The following is a 19822-nucleotide window of genomic DNA, read 5'->3' as shown; positions in this document are numbered from 1 at the left end:
ACCCTTGCGCGGGGGCCGCCGGATGACGGCCGCCGTCGCCGCCGCGATTGTGCTCGGCCTGGCCGTCTGGCACGAATGGCCGGCGCCCCTGCCCGAGCCTGCGGCGACGGCGGGCGGCGCGCACACCCTGCGCGGACGCGTCGTGCGCGTGACCGACGGCGACACGCTGCGCCTGCAGGGCGACGGACGGCGTCCCTACACCGTGCGTCTGGCCAGTATCGACGCGCCCGAGACGCAGGCCAAGGATCGGCGGGGGCAGCCCTATGCCCAGGCCTCGCGCCGGGCGCTCGAGGCGTTGGTCGGCGGCCGCGATGTGCAGGCGGAGTGTTACGAAATCGACACCTACGGAAGGGACGTCTGCGACATCCGGCTGCAGGACGCCGGCACCGCCAACCAGGCGATGGCGCGCGCGGGCATGGCCTGGGCCAATCGGCAGTTCGGTGGCCGCTACCTGCGTGATCCGGCGGTGGCCGAGGCCGAAGCCGAGGCGCGCGCCGCGCGGCGCGGCCTGTGGGCCGAGCCGGACGCCGTAGCGCCCTGGGTCTGGCGCCAGCGCTGCTGGCGCGAAGGGCAGTGCGGGCCGTCCTGATACAGTCTGTCGCGCTTGTCGAGTTCGACGACGCAGCGCCGGCCGCTTCCAGGGTAGAATCGAAAACCTTGTACCTGTTTCCTGCTTTTAGCTAGCCTTTGGCCGGTCCCGTCGCGGGTCGGATGAGTCAGGAGTTTCACATTATGAATGCTGTTGCCGCGCCGTCCCTCCAGGGCAGCATCGTGGCAATCGTGACGCCCATGCTGCCGGACGGCAGTCTGGATTACGAGACCTACCGCAAGCTGCTCGACTGGCACGTCGCCGAAGGCACCGCCGCCATCGTCGCAGTGGGCACCACGGGCGAATCGCCGACCGTCTCCATGGAAGAGCACGCGGAACTCATCCGCGTCACCGTGGAGCACGTGGCCAAACGCGTGCCCGTGATCGCCGGCGTCGGCGGCAACTCCACGTCCGAGGCCATCGAGCTCGCCGGTTACGCCAAGGCGGCCGGCGCCGACTACGGCCTGCAGGTGGTGCCTTACTACAACAAGCCGTCGCAGGAAGGCTTGTACCGCCATTTCCGTGCGGTCGCCGAGGCCGTCGATCTGCCCACGCTGCTGTACAACGTGCCCGGACGCACCGTCGCCGACCTCGCCAACGACACCGCGCTGCGCCTGGCGCAGGTACCGGGCATCGTCGGCATCAAGGACGCCACCGGCGACATCGTGCGCTGCATGGATCTGCTGGCCCGCCGGCCGGCCTCGTTCTCCGTCTACAGCGGCGACGACGCTACGGCGATCGGGCTGATGCTGCTGGGCGGCGATGGCAACATTTCCGTCACCGCCAACGTCGTGCCGCGCCTGATGGCCGACATGTGCGCGGCGGCGATCGCGGGCGACGCGCCGCGTGCACGCGAACTCAACGCGCGCATGCAGGGGCTGAACCGGGCATTGTTCCTCGAGGCCAACCCGATAATCGTGAAGTGGGCCATGGCCGAGATGGGCCTGACCAAGCTGGGTTATCGTCTGCCCTTGTGCGAGCCGGACGCCCGTCATCACGACGCCGTGCGCCAGGCCCTGCGTGCCGCTGGCGCGCTCTGAGCCGGTGCCCCCCGGCCGCCGCCCGCGTGCTGGCGGCCGTTCTGCGGGGCATCACTGTCTTTCCCTTTGAGAGCTTCTTAATGAACAGAGAATTGCGCATCGCCGGCGCGGTTGTCACGCTTGCGGCGTTGAGCGGCTGCAACGCGTTCAACCAGTTCCTCGGCAAAGAAGACGCCATCGACTACCAGAGCGCGACCCCGCAACGCGCGTCGCTCTCGGTCCCGCCGGACCTGACCCAGGTGCCGGCCAGCTCGCACTACCAGGTGCCGGCTGGTGCGGGCGGCGCTTCCTATTCGCAGTACGCCAGCGAGCAGGCGCAGCGCCAGGCCCAGGCGGCCTCCGGCCAGAACGCACGCGTGCTGCCGCAGCAGGACAACGTCACCGTGGGCCGCGACGGCACGCTGCGCTGGCTGATCGTCGACATGCCCGCCTCGGAGGTGTTCGACCGTGCCGTGGAGTTCTGGCGCGGCGAAGGGTTCGTGATCCGGAACCAGAATCCCCAGGCCGGCCTGATCGAGACCGACTGGGCCGAGAACCGCGCCAACATCCCGCAGGATTTCCTGCGCCGCACGGTGGGCAAGATCTTCGACCAGGTCTGGGACAGCGGCCAGCGCGAGCTTTTCCGCACCCGCCTGGAGCGCGGTGCAGACGGCCGCGTCGAAGTCTATTTCTCGCACCAGCACATGGTCGAGGAGAACGTGAGCGAGTCCCAGACCCGCTGGGTGCCGCGTCCGCCCGATCCCGATCTGGACGCCGCCATGCTGGCGCGCTTCATGGTCTTCCTCGGCGGTGAGCAGAACCGCGCCCAGGCCGAGATGAGGCTCGAGGAAGCAAGCCAGAGCGTTCCCGCCGAGCCGAGCGCGCAGTTGGTGCGCATGGCCGACGCGGGCGCGCTGGAAGTCGCGGAGTCGTTCGACCGCGCCTGGCGTCGCGTCGGCCTGGCGCTGGACCGCGGCAACTTCACCGTCGAGGACCGCGACCGCACCGCCGGCCAGTACTACGTGCGCTACGTCGACGTCGACGCTCAGCAGTCCGAGAGGCCCGGCCTCATGACGCGCATCTTCGGCGCGCGCACGCCCAAGCAGCAGCCCCAGTACCGCGTGCAACTGTCCGACGTCGGCGGCGCGACGCGCGTCACGGTGCTGAACGCCGAAGGCCAGCCGGACAACAGTTCCACGGCCGGCCGCATCCTGCAGGTGCTGCAACAGCAGTTGCAGATACAGTAAAAGGCGTTCGTCGCCCGCTACCCGCGCCCCCTGGTCGGGCGCCGCCCCTGCCGGCATCCCCGGCTGGGACGGCGTCGGACCAGGGGCGTTTTCTTTTTTTGTTCCCGGGCCGACCGGGGCCGGGGCGGCGGCCGCATGATGGCAGACGCGGCAAGGCCCTGAGCAGCATAGCCGCACCAGGGCCTCGAGAACCACCTTGCCCGGGGCAGCCTATCCCTTTTGGGAATGCGCTGCCCCGCTGGCGTTTCAGCTCACCGCCGGCGTGGCAGGCGGCGCTTCCTTTTCCTTTTCCTTCTTGTCTTCCTTTACCCGGTACACCAGCACGGCGACCGTGGACAGCGACAGCACTTTGGCGGTGACGCTGCCCAGCAGCAGGCGCGACAGGCCGCTGCGGCCGTGGCTGCCGATGAAGATCAGGTCGCAGCGGTTTTCCTGGGCGGCCTGGACCACGCCGTCGGCGACATTGAAATTGGAAACCGAGCAGGACTCGGCCTTTACGCCCTGGGCTGCGGCGCGGTCGGTGATGGTCTTGAGGTATTCGGCGGCCTGTTCGGCGGCGGCCTTTTCGTAGGATTCGTCGGTGATCGCGTAAGCCGCGGCCATGCCGTCGAAGCCGATGGTCGCCGCGAAGGGCTGCGTGACGTGCAGCGCGACGACTTCGGCGCCGACGGATCTGGCAAAGTCGATCCCTGCGGTCGCGGCCTGCAATGCCAGGGGGGAACCATCGGTGGGAATCAGGACTTTCTTGAACATGGTGTCGGTGCTCCAAAAACGCCGCATGTACCGGTACCGCGAGCAGGACTGCCTGGGGCTGCCGGTTCAGCGGCTGACGAAGCCGTGGTGACGGCAGGGCAAAAGTAACACCGAATCCGCCATCGTGGCTTGCGCATCGTCAATCCTGATGCGCGACAGGCGCGCCGCATATCTCATGCCGTAGAGGCGCCGCGTTCAGGCGAGAACGCGGCGCAGGAAGCTGCCGAGGTCCTGGATCTCCTGGGGATGCACCGAGTGCGGCATCGGATACGTGTGCCACTCCACGGCGTAGCCCAGGCGCTCGAGTGCGGCGCGGCTGGATTCGGCGCGTTCCAGCGCGACGACGGGGTCGTGGATGCCGTGCGCCATGAAGATCGGAGTGGCCTTGTTTGCCGGGCTGGCTTCGGCGGCAAGGGTGTCGGCGAGCGGCAGGTAGCCGGACAGCGCGACCAGGCCGGCCAGCGTCTTGCCGTAGCGCAGGCCGGTCTGCAGCGTCATGGCGCAGCCCTGCGAGAAGCCGGCAAGCACGATGTGGCCGGCATCGATGCCGCGTTCCTGCTCGCGCGCGAGCAGGGCCTCGACGGCCGCCTGGGAGGCGAGGATGCCGTCGGCGTCCTCGCGCCGCACGAGGTCGCTGCCGACGATGTCGTACCAGGCGCGCATCGCCATGCCGCCGTTGATCGTCACCGGCATGACCGGGGCGTGGGGGAAGACGAAGCGCACGTCGGGTACGCCGGCCAGATCCAGTTCGGGCACGATGGGGGCGAAGTCGCGGCCGTCGGCGCCCAGGCCGTGCAGCCAGATCACCGCGCGCTGCGGGTTGGGGCCGGTCTGGATTTCGATGGCTTCGAGCAGGGACGGAGCGGTCATGGCTATCCTCGGGGTGTGCGGCGCCGCGTGGGCGGATCAGTCGGCCTGGGCCGCTTCGTGGCGCAGCTTGATTTCCTGGAACAGGGCGCGAAAGTGCTTGCGTTGCGGCTCGCGCCCCTGCGGGAGGGCGGCATTGGTGGCGGCTTCCTTGCGTGCCGCGCGGATCAGGGCGCGCAGATGCTGCACGTCGCTCGCCGGGTAGGCCTCGATGAAGGCGGTGAGGGCGGCATCGTCCTCGAGCAGGCGTTCGCGCCAGCGCTCCAGGGCGTGAAAATGCGCGGCCTGTTCGCGCGAGCCGTTTTCCCAGATGTCGAGCTGGGCCGTGATGGCCTCGGCATCGGCGTCGCGCATGAGCTTGCCGACGTACTGGAGCTGGCGGCGGCGCCCCTCGTGCGCCTTGATGCGCTGGGCCTCGAGGATGGCGTCGTGCAGGCGTTCGGCAAGCGGCAATTGGGCGAGCTTGTCGCGCGACAGCTCGACCAGACGCTCGCCCAGGCGCTGCAGGGCCGCCATCTCGCGCTTGCGCTGCGACTTGCTGGGGCCGTCCCAGTGCGCGTCGCCGGCGTCCTGCGGGTCGGCGTCGGGCGCGAAAGAAAGCGAAGCGGAGGGGGCCGGGGGGCGGCGCGAAGAAGAACGGGGCATGGCTGGGAACGGCTGACGCACAATTGGCTATGATACCTTTCCATCCCCTTTCCAGCAGAGCCCATGTCCGACTCGTTCATCGTCGCCAACGCGCCGCAGTTTCGTGATCTCGTGCAGTTCGCGCTCGAGCGCGCCCGCGCCGTGGGCGGCACCGACGCGGCGGCCGAAGTCTCCGAAAGCCAGGGGCTGTCCGTGAACGTGCGCCATGGCGAGGTCGAGACCGTCGAGCAGACGCGCGACCGCTCGCTCGACGTGACCGTGTACGTGGGCCAGCGCCGCGGTTCGGCCTCGACCTCCGACTTCTCCGAGCAGGCGATCGAAGACACGGTGCGCGCGGCGTGGCACATCGCCCGCCACACGGCCGAGGACCCGGCCGCCGGCCTGCCCGACGCCGAGGACCTGCTGCTGGGCGTAGCGCCCGATCCCGATCTCTACCACCCCTGGGAGATCGACGCCAGGCAGGCGGCACGCATCGCCAAGCGCGCCGAGAAGGCGGCGCTGGATACCGACCGCAACGTCACCAACTCCGACGGCGCCACCGTCAACACGTTCTCGGGCCATTTCGTGATGGCCAACACGCGCGGCTTCATGGGCGGCTACCCGTACTCTCGGCACAGCCTGTCGGTGGCGCCCATCGCCGGGCGCGGCGACAACATGCAGCGCGACGACTGGTATTCCAGCCAGCGCGATCCCAAGCGGCTGGCCGATCCGGCGGCCGTCGGCCGTTATGCCGCCGAGCGGGCGTTGTCGCGCGTGGGCGCGCGCCGCATCCGCACGGGGCGCTACCCGGTGCTCTTCGAGGCGCCGCTCGCCTGCGGCCTGCTCGGCTCGTTCACCCAAGCGGTGAGCGGCGGCGCACTGTACCGCCGCGCGAGCTTCCTGGTCGACGCGCTCGGCAAGCCGGTCTTCGCCTCGCACGTGGACATCGAGGAGAACCCCCATCTGCCAGGCGCCCTCGGTACCGCGTTCTTCGACGACGAGGGCGTACGCACGGCGCCGCGCAGCCTCGTGCAGGCCGGCGAGCTGCAGGGCTACCTGCTGTCCACCTACACCGCGCGCAAGCTCGGCATGCGCACCACCGGCAACGCCGGCGGCTCGCACAACCTCTTTCTCACCTCGCGCGAGACGCGTCCGGACGACGATTTCAAGGCCATGCTGAAGAAGCTGGGCACCGGGCTGCTCGTCACCGAGCTGATCGGCCAAGGCGTCAACTACATCACGGGCGACTATTCCCGCGGCGCCTTCGGCTACTGGGTCGAGAATGGCGAGATCCAGCACGCAGTCCAGGAAATCACGATCGCCGGCAACCTCAAGGACATGTTCGCCAGCCTGGCCGCCGTGGGCAGCGACGTGATCACCCGCGGCACCAAGTCGACCGGGTCCATCCTGCTGCCCGAGATGGCGGTGGCAGGGCTCTGAGCCGGGCCGGCCGAGCGCAAGGGCGTCCGCGTCATGTGTCTGATCGCCTTCTCCTGGATGCCCGGCAGCGACATGCCGCTGCTGCTGCTCGCCAATCGCGACGAGTTCTATGCCCGGCCCACCGCGCCTGCGGAGTGGTGGGCCGAGGCGCCCGGCGTCTGGGCCGGGCGTGACCTGCAGGCGGGCGGAACCTGGATGGGCGTGACGCAGACGGGGCGCTTCGCGGCGCTCACCAATTTTCGCGACGGCCGCGCGCTGCGGCTGGCGGCGAGTTCGCGCGGGCACCTGGTGGCGGATTTTCTCGCCGGCGACGTGCCCACCGACGTGTACATGCGCGGTGTGAGCGCCAACGGCGGCGCCTACAACGGCTTCAACCTAGTTGCCGGCAGCATCTACGGCACGGCGGCCGAGCCGGCGCAACTCTGGTACTGCGGCAACCAGCCGGGCGGCCAGGCGCGGGCGCTCGCGCCCGGTCTGTACGGCCTGTCCAACGCCGTGCTCGATACCCCCTGGCCCAAGCTCACCCGCCTGAAGGCGAGGCTGGCCGGCGTGAGTACCGGCAACGACGATCTCATCGATGCGAGCATGGCCTTCCTGAGCGACCCCACGCCCGCCGAGGACGACGCGCTGCCGGCGACCGGCGTGCCGCTGGAGCGCGAGCGCATGCTCTCGCCGATCTTCATCGTGACGCCCGAGTACGGCACCCGGGCGCAGACGGTTCTGCGGGCCGATGGCAGCGGCAGGATCGACGCGACCGAACGCAGCTATGAAAGCGCCGCGGCCGCCAAGGCCCTGCTTCCCGACACCCTGCGCCGCATGCGCTTTCGCGTGCAGCGCCCGGGCGAAGCGCCACGCTGAGCCGGCTCGAGCCGCGCGGCGAAGACCGGCGCGGCGCTCAGGCCGCCTTTTTCTGTTCCTGCGGCGCGGTTTCGTCGCGCAGCGCCCGGCGCAGGATCTTGCCGACGTTGGTCTTGGGCAACTCGTCGCGGAACTCGATGTAGCGCGGCCGTTTGTAGCCGGTCAGGTTCTCGTGGCAGTACTGCTTGAGCGCTTCCTCGGTGAGGCCGGGGTCGGAGCGCACGACGTAGAGCTTGACCACCTCGCCGGAATGCTCGTCCGGCACGCCCACCGCGGCGACTTCCTGCACCCCGGGGTGCTGCGCGACGATGGCCTCGATCTCGTTCGGGTAGACGTTGAAGCCCGACACCAGGATCATGTCCTTCTTGCGGTCGACGATGCGGATGTAGCCCTTCTCGTCCATGATGCCGATGTCGCCGGTCTTGAAGAAGCCGTCGGCGGTCATGGCCTTGGCGGTTTCTTCCGGCATGTTCCAGTAGCCGGCCATCACCTGCGGGCCGCGGATCGCGATCTCGCCGGGCTGGCCCTGCGGGACTTGCTGGCCGCTGTCATCCAGGATGGCGACCTCGGTGGACGGGATCGGCAGGCCGATGGTGCCGTTGTATTCCTTGCTGGTGGCCGGATTGATCGTGGCGCCGGGCGAGGTCTCGGACAGGCCGTAGGCTTCCAGGATGTGGCAGCCGGTGGCGGCCTTCCATTTCTCGGCCACAGCGCGCTGCACGGCCATGCCGCCGCCCAGCGAGAGCTTCAGGCCGGACATGTCGACCTTGGCGAAGTCGGGATGGTGCAGCAGGGCGTTGAAGAGCGTATTGACCGCCGGAAAGATGTTGACCGGGGTCTGCTCCAGCGCCTTGATGAAGGCCGGAATGTCGCGCGGATTGGGAATGAGCAGGTTGCGCGCGCCCGAGTACAGCCCGTACAGGCCGCAGGCCGTCAGCGCGAAGATGTGATACAGCGGCAGCGCGCTCACCGTGGTGAGCTGCGGCCCGGTACCCGCCGGCCCCACCATGGGCTCCATCCACAGGGCGTTCTGGATGATGTTGGCCACGATGTTGCCGTGGGTGAGGATGGCGCCCTTGGCCACGCCGGTCGTGCCGCCGGTGTACTGCAGAAAGGCGATGTCGTCGGCGCGGGTGGAGGGGCGCTGCGGCTTGCGGCCGGCGCCCTTTTTCAGCACGTCCTTGAACTTGACCGAACCGGACAGCTCGTAGGGCGGCACCAGTTTCTTCACGTGGCGCACCACGAGATCGACGATGAAGCCCTTGGCGCCGCCCATGAGATCGCCCATGGACGTCACGACGATGTGCTTGAGCGGCACCTGCGAGCGCACCTTCTGCAGCGTGCTGGCGAAGTTCTCCAGGATGAAGATCGCCTCGGCGCCGCTGTCCTTGAGCTGGTGCGTGAGCTCGCGCGGCGTGTAGAGCGGGTTGACGTTGACCACGACGTAGCCCGCGCGCAGGATGGCCGTGGCGCACACCATGTACTGCAGGACGTTGGGCATCATGATGGCCACGCGCGCGCCCGGCTCCAGCTTGAGCGTCTGCAGCCAGTAGGCGACGGCGCACGACAGCCGATCGGTTTGCGCGAAGCTGAGGGTCTTGCCCATGCAGACATAGGCGTCGCGCTCGGCGTAGCGCTGGAAGGCGTCCTCGATCACGTCGACGAGCGATTCGGGCCGCTGGGCGGGGATCTCGGCAGGAACGCCGGGAGGGTATTCAGCGAGCCAGGGTTTCTGCATGTCGGTCTCCGTGTCGGGTTCGGCCGATCCGGCCGGCGCTCGGGCAGCGCCGCGAATGCGGCTGCCGCGGTCGGCGGCGGGCGGCGCCCACCGTTCACCACGCCTGGGCTTGGAGCGGGGAAAGGCGTGGCGGTTCATCATAGCGACGGCCGTTCGTCCGGCATAGCGGCAAAACCCTGCCTTGACGAACCCGGGGCGAACGGGCATGCCGGCGAGTTCGATGCGCGTAGCGCGGAGAAGGGGCGGGAAAACGCTAAGATAAGGCGTGCGCGCAAACCGCCTTGCGCGCCGATTTGCGGAGCGCGCCATGCAACTCGTCGACCCCATCCTCACCTGGCATCAGGAGCTGACCGACATCCGTCGGGATCTGCATGCCCACCCCGAACTGGGGTATCAGGAAACCTGGACGTCCGAACGCGTCGCCCGGCTGCTCGAGGGCTGGGGCATCCCCATCCATCGCGGGCTGGCGGGCACCGGCGTGGTCGGCATCGTCGAAGGTGCGCGCGGCACGGCGGGCGGGGCGATCGGCCTGCGCGCCGACATGGACGCGCTGCCCATGCAGGAGGTCAACACCTTCGCGCATGCCAGCCGCAACCCGGGGCGCATGCACGCGTGCGGCCACGACGGGCACACGGCGATGCTGCTGGGCGCGGCGCGCTACCTGGCCCGGCACCGCGATTTCGACGGCATCGTCTACCTGATCTTCCAGCCCGCCGAGGAGGGCGGCGGCGGCGCCGCGCGCATGATCCGCGAAGGCCTGTTCGAGCGCTTTCCGATGCAGGCCGTGTTCGGCATGCACAACTGGCCGGGCCTGCCGGCCGGGCACTTCGGCCTGACACCCGGGCCGATCATGGGTTCGAGCAACGAGTTCGCCGTCAAGCTGCGCGGGCGCGGCGCGCATGCCGCCATGCCGCACATGGGCGCCGATCCGGTCATTGCCGCCGTGCAGATGGCGCAGTCGCTGCAGAGCATCGTCACGCGCAACAAGGACCCGCTCGACACCGCGGTGCTCAGCGTCACCCAGATCCACGCCGGCAGCGCCGACAACGTCATCCCGACCGAGGCCGAGCTGCGCGGCACGGTGCGCACCTTCGCCCTCCATACGCTCGATCTCATCGAGCAGCGCATGGGCGAGATCGTGCGCCATACGGCCGCCGCGTTCGATGTCCAGGCCGAGTTCGACTTTCATCGCAACTACCCGCCCACCATCAATCACCCTGCAGAGGCCGCGCTGGCGGCGGACGTGCTGCGTGGCCTGGTCGGCCCCGAGCGGGTAAACGACCGTGTCGCGCCGTCGCTGGCCGCCGAGGATTTCGCCTTCATGCTGGCCGACGTGCCGGGCTGCTACGTGTGGCTTGGCGTCGGCGATGGCGAGCACCGCGTGGCCGGCCACGGCATGGGCCCGTGCACGCTGCACAACGGCAGCTACGACTTCAACGACGACATGCTGCCGGTCGGCGCGAGCTACTGGGTGCGCCTGGTCGAACACTGGTTCGCCGTCGGCGGGGTGCAGGGCGCCGGGCTCGCGGCCGGCGCCCAGGTGTGACCGCCGGGCAGGCACCGGGCGTGCGTCGCTACGTCCCCGTCACGGGGTTTCGATAATGAAACGGCGGGATGTACGCGGCGGGGTAGGGCTCGTATTGCTCCGTGGGCGGCAGGTCGGGCGGGAAGTCCGCGCGTACGCCGCCCACCGGCGAGCGCGCGGTCTTCCAGCCTTCGTCGAACGGCGTATGGAAGGTCCGGTAGAAGTGCAGCTTGCGGATGCGCCACAGGCCGTCTTCCTCCTTGCGGTATTCGATCTCGTAAGGCCCTTCGCCCCACAGCGCCTTCTCGCCGAAGGTGGCGATCTGCATGAAGCAGCGCCAGCGGCCCCGAGCGTGGCGGCCGTCGGGGGCAACGTGCACCACGCCCTGCAGGAGCATGTGGTTGTATAGCTGGCCCCAGAGCAGGCCGCGCTCGTCGCTTTTCGCCGGGCCCTTGCCGAGCACGTCGCGGAACAGCGTCTCGGCCTGGCGCTTGCCGAGATAGACGCCGAGCATGGAGATTTCTATCGAGCAGTCGTCGGTGAACAGCGGCAGGACCTCGCTCCACAGCGCCTTGTCCAGGTAATAGCCGTAGATGCGGGTGAGGCGCTTGATGGCCTCGGTGTCCTCGGTCGTCTGCACGCGGCGTTCGAGCTCGGCTATGCGGGCTTGCAGGCGCGCGATGCGCGCGGTGTCGGTGTGGTCGTCGGTCATTGGTCGAGGCGGAGTCCGAGTTGCTGGATGATGGCGCCCCACTGGGCGTGGTCGGCGCGCACGACTTCGGCGAAGCGTTCGGGGCTGGTGCCGGTGATGCGCAGGCCCAGCGGCTCGAACTGGGCCGCGATGCGCGGGCTTTGCAGGGCTTGCACGATTTCCCGGTTGAGGCGGGTGACGTCCTCGGCGGCCATGCCGGCCGGGCCGAAGAAGCCCATCCAGGCGCCGATGGCGAGCGCCGGATAGCCCTGTTCGGCGGCCGAGGCCACGTCGGGCAACTGGGGCAGGCGCTGGGCGCCGGTGACGGCGAGCGCCTTGAGGCGGCCGGCGCGGATGTGCGGCAGCGAGGAACTGGGCGAATCGAACTGCAGGCGGGTGATGCCGCCGAGCAGGTCGCGCAGGGCGTCGGCCGAGCCTTTGTAGGGGATGTGCTCGAAGCGTGCGCCGTATTCGTGGTTCATCATCTCCAGGTACAGATGGCTGTTGGTGCCGGGGCTGGCCGAACCTGCCGGGATGGGGTCCTGCCGGCTGAGCTCGACGGCCTGCTTCAGGTCGTCGGCGGCCAGCGACGGGTGGGCCACCAGCACCGACTGCGCCTCGTACACCTGGGCGATCGGCGTGAAGTCCTTGAACGGGTCGAACGGCGGCTTGCCGAACATGTGCGGCACCTGGGTGTGCGTGGTGTTCAGCGCAAGCAGCAGGGTGTGGCCGTCGGGCGCGGCGCGCAGCACGTCGTTGGCGGCGAGCAGGCTGGCTCCGCCGGGCTTGTTGTCGACCACGATGGGATGGCCCGGCAGTTGCGTGGTCAGCTCGGCGGCGACGGCGCGCGCCACCGTGTCGCCGGGGCCGCCGGGCGGCGCCGGCACGACGATGCGCACCGGCTTGCCGGGCAGCGGAAAGCCCTGGGCCGTGGCCGTGGGTAGGGCCAGCGCCGTTGCCAGTACAGAAACGAAGCTCAGGGCTTGCCAGCCGCCTGGCAGGCGGCGCAGGATACGGGTCGCCACGGCAGTCTCCTCCGATGATGGCTTGTTTTCGTTGTCGAACGACAAGCGTAAGCGCCGGCCGGATGCCGGGGTAGCGGCATTTTTTCTCCAGGTGTTGAAACAAAGTTGACGGACATGGCAACACACTCCCTGGCGCTGGCGCGCCGGCTGCGCTTTCAGCATCTCGAGCTGCTGCGCGAGGTGGCCGAGCGCGGCACCCTGGGCGAGGCGGCCGCCGCGCTGCACCTGAGCAAGCCAGCGGTGAGCAAGGCGCTCAAGGAGATCGAGAGCGGCTTTGGCCAGCCGCTCTTCGAGCGCTCGGCGCGCGGCATGCGGCCTACCGCGCTCGGCGCGCGCGTGGTGCGCCATGCGCGGCTGCTGCTGCACGAATTCCGGCACATGGTGGACGACGTGGGCGACGGCGAGCGCAAAGTCAGCGGCCGCGTGCGCGTGGGCATGTCGCCCTATGTCAACCTCACGCTCGCGCCCGGGCTGATCACCCGGCTCAAGCGTCTGCAGCCGCAGGAGGCGGCGGCGATCCAGGTGAGCGACGGCTGGCTGGCCGGGCTGATCGAACGGCTGCTCGGCGGCGAGCTGGACGTGGTGCTGGCGCTGTACGCGCCGCAGGCGGTGGCCGGTATGGACCTGAGCCGCCTCGTCATCGAACCGCTGCGCGAGGAGCCCATGATCCCCGTGGCCTCGCCCGCCCTGGCTGTGGCCCCGCCTGCGAGCGGGCGCTGGCGCGAGCTGCTGGCCTGGCCGTGGATATTGCCGCCGCCGGCCACGCACCTGCGCCGCACCGTGGACGAGCGCTTCGCCGCCGAAGGCGCCCGACCGCCGCTGCCGGTCATCGAGTCGCCCGTGCTGGCTGCCAACGCCGGGCTGGCCGCTGCCGGCCTGGGCCTGACCGTAGTGCCGGCCAGCGCCGCCGCGCCCGGCATCGCGGCGGGCCGGTTGCGTGCGCTGGACACGCTCGCGCCACTGCCGCCCACGCACCTGGTGCTGATGTATCGCCGGGTGGCGGCGCTGTACCTGCCGTGGATCGAAGTGTTCCGTGCCGCTGCGCTGGAGGTGGCGTAGCGGAACGCCATAGCGCCGCGGGCGGAAGGGGCTACGCCCTCACACCCAGGCCAGCGTCAGCGCATACCCGCCGAACAGCAGCCAGACGAACAGGATGGCGGCGAGGGCGAAGACGCGGGGGCCGGCCTGGCGCATGCGCGACAGGCGGGTCTCCATGCCCAGGGCGGCCATGGCCATGGTGAGGGCGAAGGTGACCAGCGGATTGATCGCGGCGATGGCGGCCTGGGGCACGACGCCGGTGGAGTTCAGCGCGATCATGGCGAGAAAGCCCAGCACGAACCAGGGCACGGGCGCCTTGCCCTTGGCGGCGCCGGCTTCTTCGCCGGCCGGGGCGCGGCGGGCGAGCCACAGGCCGAGCACGAGCAGGACCGGCACGAGCAGGGCGACGCGGGCCATCTTGGTGATGGTGGCGGCTTCGATGACGCTCGGATCGATGGCGCTGGCCGCCGCGACGACCTGCGCCACTTCGTGCACGCTGGCGCCCACGAACAGCCCCAGCGCGGCGGTGTCCATCTGCAGCCAGCCGGCGTGATAGAGCACCGGGTACAGGAACATCGAGACCGTGCCGAACAGCACCACCGTGGCGACGGCGACGGCGCTTTTTTCAGGTGCCGAGCGCAGGCTCGATTCGAAGGCGAGCACCGCCGCGGCGCCGCAGATCGCGCTGCCGGCGGTGGCGAGCAGCGCCGTCTCGCGGTCCAGCCGCAGCAGGCGGCCGACGATGACACCGATCGCCAGCGTGCCCACGACCATGCTGGCTGCCAGGCCCAGGCCCGGAACGCCGACCGAGACCAGCTCCTGGGCGCTGATGCGCAGCCCGTAAAGTGCGATGGCGATGCGCAGAATGCGGCGCGCGGCGAAATTCACGCCGGCGGCCCAGTCGGCATTCATCTGCCCGGGCATGGCGTTGCCATAGACCGCGCCGAAGACGATGGCGATCACGAGGGGGCTCAGCCCCAGGCCGGCGATCCAGGGCAGCGCGGCCACCTGCTGGGCGGCCAGGGCGAGCAGAAAGACGAACAGCAGCCCGTCCAGGCGGCCGCGTCGACGGCTGAGCGGCGTCGGCTGGGCATGCGCGGCGGAAGTGGTGGGAGCGGTGGCGGCCATGGGTAACCTGGGCAGAAGCAGAAGCTGGCACACGCATCTTATTCCTTCAAGTTATATATTTATAATCGTATATTTCGATGTAAAACATCGTACAAACTTATGGATCGGACATGACTCCGGATCAGCTCCTGACCTTCGCCGTCGTCGCCGAAACCGGCGCCATCGGCCGTGCGGCCGAGGTGCTGCATCTGACCCAGCCTGCGGTGTCGGGCCAGTTGCGCCTGTTGCAGTCGGCCTTCGGCCAGCCGCTGTACCGGCGCGAGGGGCGCGGCATCCGCCTCACCCCGGCCGGGGAGCAGCTCGCCGGCATCGCCCGCCAGTTGCGCCAGACCTACGAGCGCGCGCACACCCTGCGCGCAGCCATCGCCGGCCTGCGCGGCGGCTCGCTCGCCATCGGCGCCAGCACCACGCCGGCGAGCTACCTGCTGCCCTACATCGTGGCCGAGTTCCGCGTGCGCCATCCCGGCGTGACGCTGACTCTGGCCAGCGGCAACACCAGCCTCATCGTCGGCGATCTGCAGCGCTTCGATTTCGCCTTCATCGAGGGGGCGGTGCCCACGCAGTTGCCCGTCGATACCGTAGTGCGGCCCTGGGTCAGCGACGAAATCGTGGCCCTGGTGCGCGACGACCACCCGCTGGCCGGACGCCGGCGTACCCAGGTGACGCTGGCCGAGCTGGCGCCGCATCCCCTGGTCATGCGCGAGGCCGGCTCCGGGGTGCGTCAGCAGGTCGCCGCGGCGTTCGCCGCGGCCGGGCTGGCCATGCAGGTCGGCCTGGAGCTGGCCGGCGTGGAAGGCGTGCGCGAGGCGGTGCGCGCGGGCCTGGGCGTGGGCTTCGTCTCGGCGATGGCGGTGCCGCGCGGCGAGAGCGCGCTGGTGGCGTTGCGCCTGAGCCCGGTGCCGCTTGCACGCAACATCGCGGCCCTGATTCCCCACGGGGATGCCCTGGGCGCGCCCGCGCGCGCGTTCTGGGACATCTGCTCGACACATAGCCGAATACAATCCGAACCTTGAGTCTGGCGCGAGAGAGTCCCGTGATGTCCGCAACGCAAAGCCACCGTACCGAATGCCCCGTTCTGCGGGTGCCTGCCGCCGCGCCGACTCGTGCCGCCGCCTGGGAGACCGAGCGGTGAGCCGGCTGCCGCTCAAGCCGGTCCCGGGCCGCCGCCTGGATTCGGAAGACGCCGAGATCGCCCTCGAGGAAGTGCAGCGGCTGCTGCATCGCCAGCAGGTGATCCGCGAGCTGGTGCACAAGCAGGAAGAGGGCGAGGAGCGCGGCAGCCTGGTCGAGAGCGTGCTGCAGCGCACGCAGGACGCTCAGTTGCAGAACCTGCTGCAGGGGCTGCACCCGGCCGACATCGCCTTCATCCTGGAGGCCCTGCCGCGCGAGGAGCGCCAGCACGTCTGGAACCTGGTCAAGGCCGAGAACGACGGCCAGGTGCTGCTCGAGGTCGGCGACCGCGTGCGCGGTTCGCTCATCGACGTCATGGACCGCGACGACCTGCTCGCCGCGGCCGAGACGCTGGACGCCGACGAACTCGCCGACCTCGCGCCGGACCTGCCGACCGACGTGGTCGAGGAGGTCCAGCAGGGCCTGACCGAACAGGAGCGCGCGCGCCTGTCGGCCGCCATGAGCCACCCCGAGGGGTCGGTCGGCGCGATCATGGATTTCGACATGGTGCGCGTGCGCCATGACGTCACGCTGGAGGTCGTGCTGCGCTATCTGCGCCGCCTGCCGGAGCTGCCCGATCACACCGACCAGATCTTCGTCGTCGACCGCAACGAGCGGCTGCAGGGCGCGCTGCGCCTGACCCGCCTGCTGGTGAGCGATCCGACGACCCGCGTGGCCGAGGTGATGGACAGCGACATGCTGACCCTGCATCCGCACGACGAAGCCGACGATGCGGCGCGTGCGTTCGAACGCTACGACCTGGTGTCCGCCCCGGTGATCGACACCCAGGGCCGCCTGATCGGCCGGGTCACGGTCAACGAAGTGCTGGACGTGATCCGCGAGGCCTCCGAAGAGCAGGCGCTCTCCAAGGCCGGTCTGCAGGAAGAGGATCTGTTCGCGCCGGTGCGCCAGTCGGTGCGCAACCGGGCGCCGTGGCTGCTGGTCAATCTGTGCACGGCGGGCATCGCGTCCTTCGTGGCCTCGCGCTTCGAGGACACGGTCAGCCACATCGTGATCCTGGCCTTCCTGATGTCCATCGTCGCCGGCATCGGCGGCAACTCGGGCAACCAGACCATGACCATGGTGATCCGCGCGCTCGCGACCAACCGCATCAACCCGAACAACGTCAAGCGGCTGATCCGGCGCGAGCTGTCCGTGACCCTGCTGACCGGCTTCGTCGGCGCGCTCATCGCCGCGGGTTTCGCCTACATGATCTCCGGCTCGCTCTCGCTCGGCGTGGTGATGATGTCGGCGATGATTTGCAACATGTTCGTGGGCGCGGTGATGGGCATGGCCGTGCCCCTGCTGCGCGATCGCTTCGACCGCGATCCTGCCATCGGCTCGTCGGTGCTGCTCACCTTTGCCACCGACTCGCTCGGCTTCTTCATTTTTCTCGGGCTTGCCACGATTTTCCTGCTGTGAGCGTGCGGGCAGCTACTGGCTGCTCGGCACCGGCGCCTCGTATGCCGACGCGCTGGTCGAGCTGCTGGTCCAACTGCGCGGCGAAGGCAGGATCGGCAACAGCGTGGCCATGGCCTCGATCGCCGACGGTTTCGGCATGGAGCTGTCCAACGCCGGTCGCAAGGCGCTGGGCGAGGCGGGCTTCGAGCTGGTCTATGACCGCTCGTATCCCATCGGCACGCAGGATTCGCGCCGGTGGTCAACGAAGTCCGCAAGGCCGCTCCGGATGTCTTCATCACCTTCAGCTATCCGCCCGACACCATCGCCGTCACCGAGCAGGCGCGCCTGCAGTCCTTCAATCCCAAGCTGATGTACACCGGCGTCGGCACCGCCTTCGCGCTCTTCAAGCAGCGCTTCGCCGACAACGCCGACGGCGTGCTGAGCCTGGGCGGCGTGACCGCCGACAGCGCGGCAGTGCAGGACTACATCGCGCGCCACCGCGAGGTGGTGGGCCAGGAGCCCGACCGCTGGGCGAGCCTGGTCACCTATGCCGGGCTGCAGGTGCTGCAGCAGGCGATCGAGCAGGCCGGCACGCTCGATCGCGCCCAGGTCTCGGCACGGATCGCGACGGCGCCGCCGAGCTGGTCTTTCCCAAGCCCGAGTGGAAGGCGCCCGCCGCGCGTTGACCACGCGGCGCGGCCGGATGCGCTGTGCGCCCGGCCGCGCGAGGCCAGGCGATGCGCTATCGTGTGCGCCATGTTCGAACCGCTCGTCCCGGCGCACGCCATTGCCGCCGATTCCGCCGTCCCTTTCAGCCCCGTCTATGGCGATGTCTACCACGCCGCAGCCGGCGCGTTCGCCCAGGCCGAGCATGTGTTCATCGCCGGCAACGGCCTGCCGGAACGCTGGCGCGGCCGCGCCGATTTCACGGTGCTGGAGACCGGCTTCGGCCTGGGCCTGAATTTTCTTGCGCTGTGGCGCGCATGGCGTGCCGACCCTGCGCGCAGCGAGCGGCTGCACGTGGTGTCGGTGGAGGCCCATCCCTTCACACGCGACGAACTGGCGAGCTGGCTGCGTGATCTCGTGCCGGGCGAACTGCGCGTCCAGGCCGACGCGCTGCTGGCCGCCTGGCCGCCGTTGCTGCCGGGACTGCACAGCCTGAGCTTCGAGCAGGGCCGGATGCGTCTGACGCTGGCTTTCGGCAAGGCGGCTGCGATCGTGCCGCGGCTGAGCCTGGCCGCCGACGCGTATTTCCTCGATGGCTTTGCGCCCGCCCGCAACCCGGAGATGTGGAGCGATGCGCTGATCGCCGCGCTCGCCGAGCATGCGGCGCCGGGCGCGACGGCGGCGACCTGGGCCAGCGCCGGCCAGGTGCGCCGCGCGCTGGCGGCGGTCGGCTTCGCGGTGCGCAAGCGGCCCGGCTTCGCCGGCAAGCGCGACATGACTGTCGCCGAGCATCCGGTGGGCGGCGCATGCGGGCGGCGCGTTCTGGCGCAGCGCCGCACGCCCGGTCGCGCCCTGGTCGTGGGCGCCGGCGTTGCCGGCGCGGGCGTCGCGCACGCCCTGGCCGCGCGCGGCTGGGCGGTGGATGTCGTGGCGCCCGATGACGCGGCGCACGCCGGCCATGCCGCCGCGGCGCTGACGCCCACCATCGATCCCGGCGACAGCGTGCGCGCCCGGCTGGCGCGTGCCGGTGCCGGCCTCGCGCACGGCACCTGGCGCCCGGTGATCGCTCCCACGCTCGCCGACGCGGGCGAGACGGCCGTGGCGTGGCGGCTGGGCACGGTGCAGGTGGCGCCCCGACGCCAGTTGCGTTCCGACGAGGCTTACGCACGCTGGCGCGAGGGGCTGTCCGCGCTCGGCTTTCCGGCCGATTGGCTGCGCCTGATCGATGCCGCCGACGCCGCCGAGCTGGCCGGGCAGCCGGTGGGGCGCGGCGGCGCCTGGCTGCCGGCCGGGCTGCTGGTGCGGCCGGGCCGGCTGCAGCGCTGGCTGCTGGAGGCGCCCGGCGTGCGCCGCGTGCGCGCCCGGGTGGCCCGGCTGGCGGCGGGCGATGCCGGCTGGACAGCGTACGACGAGGCCGGCCGCGCCTGCGCGGGCGGCGAGGTGCTCGTGCTCGCCTGCGCAGGCGGCACGGCGGATCTGGCGCGCGCGAGCGATATCGCCTGGCCGCTGGGCGACGCGCTGCAGGCGGTGGCCGGCCAGATCACCTACCTGCCCGAGGACCTCGTGGCGGGCCTGCCGCGCTGCGTGGTGGCGGGCGACGGCTACGTATTGCCGGCCCTGGACGGGCGCGGCGTCGCCGGCAGCACGTACGACCACGCGACGCAACCCGGCATGCCTGCGCCGGCGAGCGCTGAAGGCCATGCCCGCAATCTGGAGCATCTGCGCGCGCTGCTGCCGCAGGCGGCGTGGCCGGCGCATGCCGACTGGCGAGGCTGGGCGGGCTGGCGGGCCGTGCTGCCCGGGCGCCTGCCGGCGATCGGCGCATTGCCGGGGGCAGCCGGCGTCTTCGTCGCCACGGCCTATGCTTCGCGCGGGCTCTCGCATTGTGCGTTGGCGGGCGCGCTGATCGCGTCGCACCTGTCGGGCACGCCCGCGCCGATCGAGGCGGATTTGCAGGCCGCGATCGGCCCGGGGCGGGCCGCGGGGGCCTGAATCCCGGAGTGGATCGGCGCCTTCCAGGGGACACGAGTTTATTTCGGTGCG

18 protein-coding genes and 1 pseudogene are annotated in these 19822 nt (G+C 70.2%); 11 read left to right on the top strand and 8 right to left on the bottom strand.

What is annotated here, in order from left to right; genetic code table 11:
* Window positions 1-22: 22 nt before the first annotated feature.
* From FOZ76_RS24940 to bamC, 3 genes are all read left to right on the top strand, one after another.
* Window positions 23-589: a thermonuclease family protein gene (locus tag FOZ76_RS24940; protein ID WP_143951000.1), complete on the top strand. Its 567-nt coding sequence runs from the start codon at window positions 23-25 to the stop codon at window positions 587-589.
* A 143-nt stretch (window positions 590-732) separates the two neighbouring features.
* Window positions 733-1629 carry a 4-hydroxy-tetrahydrodipicolinate synthase gene (gene dapA / locus FOZ76_RS24935; protein WP_143950999.1) on the top strand — a complete coding sequence of 299 codons (897 nt, stop codon included), beginning with the start codon at window positions 733-735 and terminating at the stop codon, window positions 1627-1629.
* Window positions 1630-1709: 80 nt separating this feature from the next.
* Window positions 1710-2855: an outer membrane protein assembly factor BamC gene (gene bamC / locus FOZ76_RS24930; RefSeq protein ID WP_143950998.1), complete on the top strand. Its 1146-nt coding sequence runs from the start codon at window positions 1710-1712 to the stop codon at window positions 2853-2855.
* Between the two features lie 246 nt (window positions 2856-3101).
* On the opposite strand, the gene FOZ76_RS24925 is transcribed toward bamC, so the two are convergent.
* The 3 genes from FOZ76_RS24925 to yjgA all read right to left on the bottom strand — a co-directional run bounded on the left by FOZ76_RS24925 (window position 3102) and on the right by yjgA (window position 5120).
* Entirely contained in the window at window positions 3102-3608 is a 507-nt protein-coding gene (locus FOZ76_RS24925) for a universal stress protein (protein ID WP_143950997.1), read from the bottom strand.
* 195 nt (window positions 3609-3803) lie between these two features.
* Entirely contained in the window at window positions 3804-4478 is a 675-nt protein-coding gene (locus tag FOZ76_RS24920) for an alpha/beta hydrolase (RefSeq protein WP_143950996.1), read from the bottom strand.
* Between the two features lie 36 nt (window positions 4479-4514).
* Window positions 4515-5120: a ribosome biogenesis factor YjgA gene (gene yjgA, locus FOZ76_RS24915; RefSeq protein ID WP_143950995.1), complete on the bottom strand. Its 606-nt coding sequence runs from the start codon at window positions 5118-5120 to the stop codon at window positions 4515-4517.
* Between the two features lie 63 nt (window positions 5121-5183).
* Here yjgA and pmbA point away from each other — a divergent pair, with 63 nt between their 5' ends.
* Together pmbA and FOZ76_RS24905 are read left to right on the top strand one after the other, a co-directional pair.
* The gene (gene pmbA, locus FOZ76_RS24910) at window positions 5184-6539 is read left to right on the top strand and encodes a metalloprotease PmbA (protein WP_143950994.1); all 1356 of its coding nucleotides are present in this window, start codon (window positions 5184-5186) and stop codon (window positions 6537-6539) included.
* A gap of 33 nt (window positions 6540-6572) precedes the next feature.
* Window positions 6573-7397: an NRDE family protein gene (locus FOZ76_RS24905; protein WP_143950993.1), complete on the top strand. Its 825-nt coding sequence runs from the start codon at window positions 6573-6575 to the stop codon at window positions 7395-7397.
* Window positions 7398-7434: 37 nt separating this feature from the next.
* Here FOZ76_RS24905 and FOZ76_RS24900 read toward each other — a convergent pair whose 3' ends face one another.
* Window positions 7435-9135 carry a long-chain-fatty-acid--CoA ligase gene (locus FOZ76_RS24900; protein WP_143950992.1) on the bottom strand — a complete coding sequence of 567 codons (1701 nt, stop codon included), beginning with the start codon at window positions 9133-9135 and terminating at the stop codon, window positions 7435-7437.
* A 307-nt stretch (window positions 9136-9442) separates the two neighbouring features.
* Between FOZ76_RS24900 and FOZ76_RS24895 the strand changes: the two genes are divergently transcribed.
* Window positions 9443-10681, top strand: coding sequence for a M20 aminoacylase family protein (locus FOZ76_RS24895; protein WP_143950991.1), 1239 nt, complete (start codon window positions 9443-9445; stop codon window positions 10679-10681).
* Between the two features lie 28 nt (window positions 10682-10709).
* On the opposite strand, the gene FOZ76_RS24890 is transcribed toward FOZ76_RS24895, so the two are convergent.
* Together FOZ76_RS24890 and FOZ76_RS24885 are read right to left on the bottom strand one after the other, a co-directional pair.
* Window positions 10710-11372 carry a nuclear transport factor 2 family protein gene (locus tag FOZ76_RS24890; RefSeq protein ID WP_143950990.1) on the bottom strand — a complete coding sequence of 221 codons (663 nt, stop codon included), beginning with the start codon at window positions 11370-11372 and terminating at the stop codon, window positions 10710-10712.
* Window positions 11369-12376: a Bug family tripartite tricarboxylate transporter substrate binding protein gene (locus FOZ76_RS24885; protein WP_170235624.1), complete on the bottom strand. Its 1008-nt coding sequence runs from the start codon at window positions 12374-12376 to the stop codon at window positions 11369-11371. Before FOZ76_RS24885 ends, FOZ76_RS24890 begins: the two co-directional genes overlap by 4 nt.
* A 114-nt stretch (window positions 12377-12490) precedes the next feature.
* Between FOZ76_RS24885 and FOZ76_RS24880 the strand changes: the two genes are divergently transcribed.
* Entirely contained in the window at window positions 12491-13435 is a 945-nt protein-coding gene (locus FOZ76_RS24880) for a LysR family transcriptional regulator (protein ID WP_143950988.1), read from the top strand.
* A gap of 39 nt (window positions 13436-13474) precedes the next feature.
* Here FOZ76_RS24880 and FOZ76_RS24875 read toward each other — a convergent pair whose 3' ends face one another.
* Window positions 13475-14542 (bottom strand): YeiH family protein, encoded by a 1068-nt coding sequence (locus tag FOZ76_RS24875; protein WP_143950987.1) that lies wholly within the window; start codon window positions 14540-14542, stop codon window positions 13475-13477.
* A 110-nt stretch (window positions 14543-14652) separates the two neighbouring features.
* Between FOZ76_RS24875 and FOZ76_RS24870 the strand changes: the two genes are divergently transcribed.
* The gene (locus FOZ76_RS24870) at window positions 14653-15555 is read left to right on the top strand and encodes a LysR family transcriptional regulator (RefSeq protein WP_143950986.1); all 903 of its coding nucleotides are present in this window, start codon (window positions 14653-14655) and stop codon (window positions 15553-15555) included.
* Window positions 15556-15670: 115 nt separating this feature from the next.
* Complete coding sequence (gene mgtE / locus FOZ76_RS24865) at window positions 15671-17134, top strand: magnesium transporter (RefSeq protein WP_246129758.1); 1464 nt, start codon at window positions 15671-15673, stop codon at window positions 17132-17134.
* Window positions 17135-17146: 12 nt separating this feature from the next.
* Here mgtE and FOZ76_RS28235 read toward each other — a convergent pair whose 3' ends face one another.
* Entirely contained in the window at window positions 17147-17272 is a 126-nt protein-coding gene (locus FOZ76_RS28235; protein WP_281283036.1) for a hypothetical protein, read from the bottom strand.
* Window positions 17273-17362: 90 nt separating this feature from the next.
* Between FOZ76_RS28235 and FOZ76_RS28230 the strand changes: the two are divergent.
* Window positions 17363-17797, top strand: a pseudogene (locus FOZ76_RS28230) (ABC transporter substrate-binding protein); the annotation flags it as partial.
* A gap of 72 nt (window positions 17798-17869) precedes the next feature.
* Window positions 17870-19771 (top strand): bifunctional tRNA (5-methylaminomethyl-2-thiouridine)(34)-methyltransferase MnmC2/FAD-dependent 5-carboxymethylaminomethyl-2-thiouridine(34) oxidoreductase MnmC1, encoded by a 1902-nt coding sequence (gene mnmC / locus FOZ76_RS24860; protein WP_281283044.1) that lies wholly within the window; start codon window positions 17870-17872, stop codon window positions 19769-19771.
* Window positions 19772-19822: the final 51 nt, after the last annotated feature.

Origin of the sequence: Verticiella sediminum (assembly GCF_007558815.1) — a bacterium.
In the GTDB taxonomy this organism is placed as follows: domain Bacteria; phylum Pseudomonadota; class Gammaproteobacteria; order Burkholderiales; family Burkholderiaceae_B; genus Verticiella; species Verticiella sediminum.
This window is presented reverse-complemented; position numbering and strand designations above follow the sequence as displayed.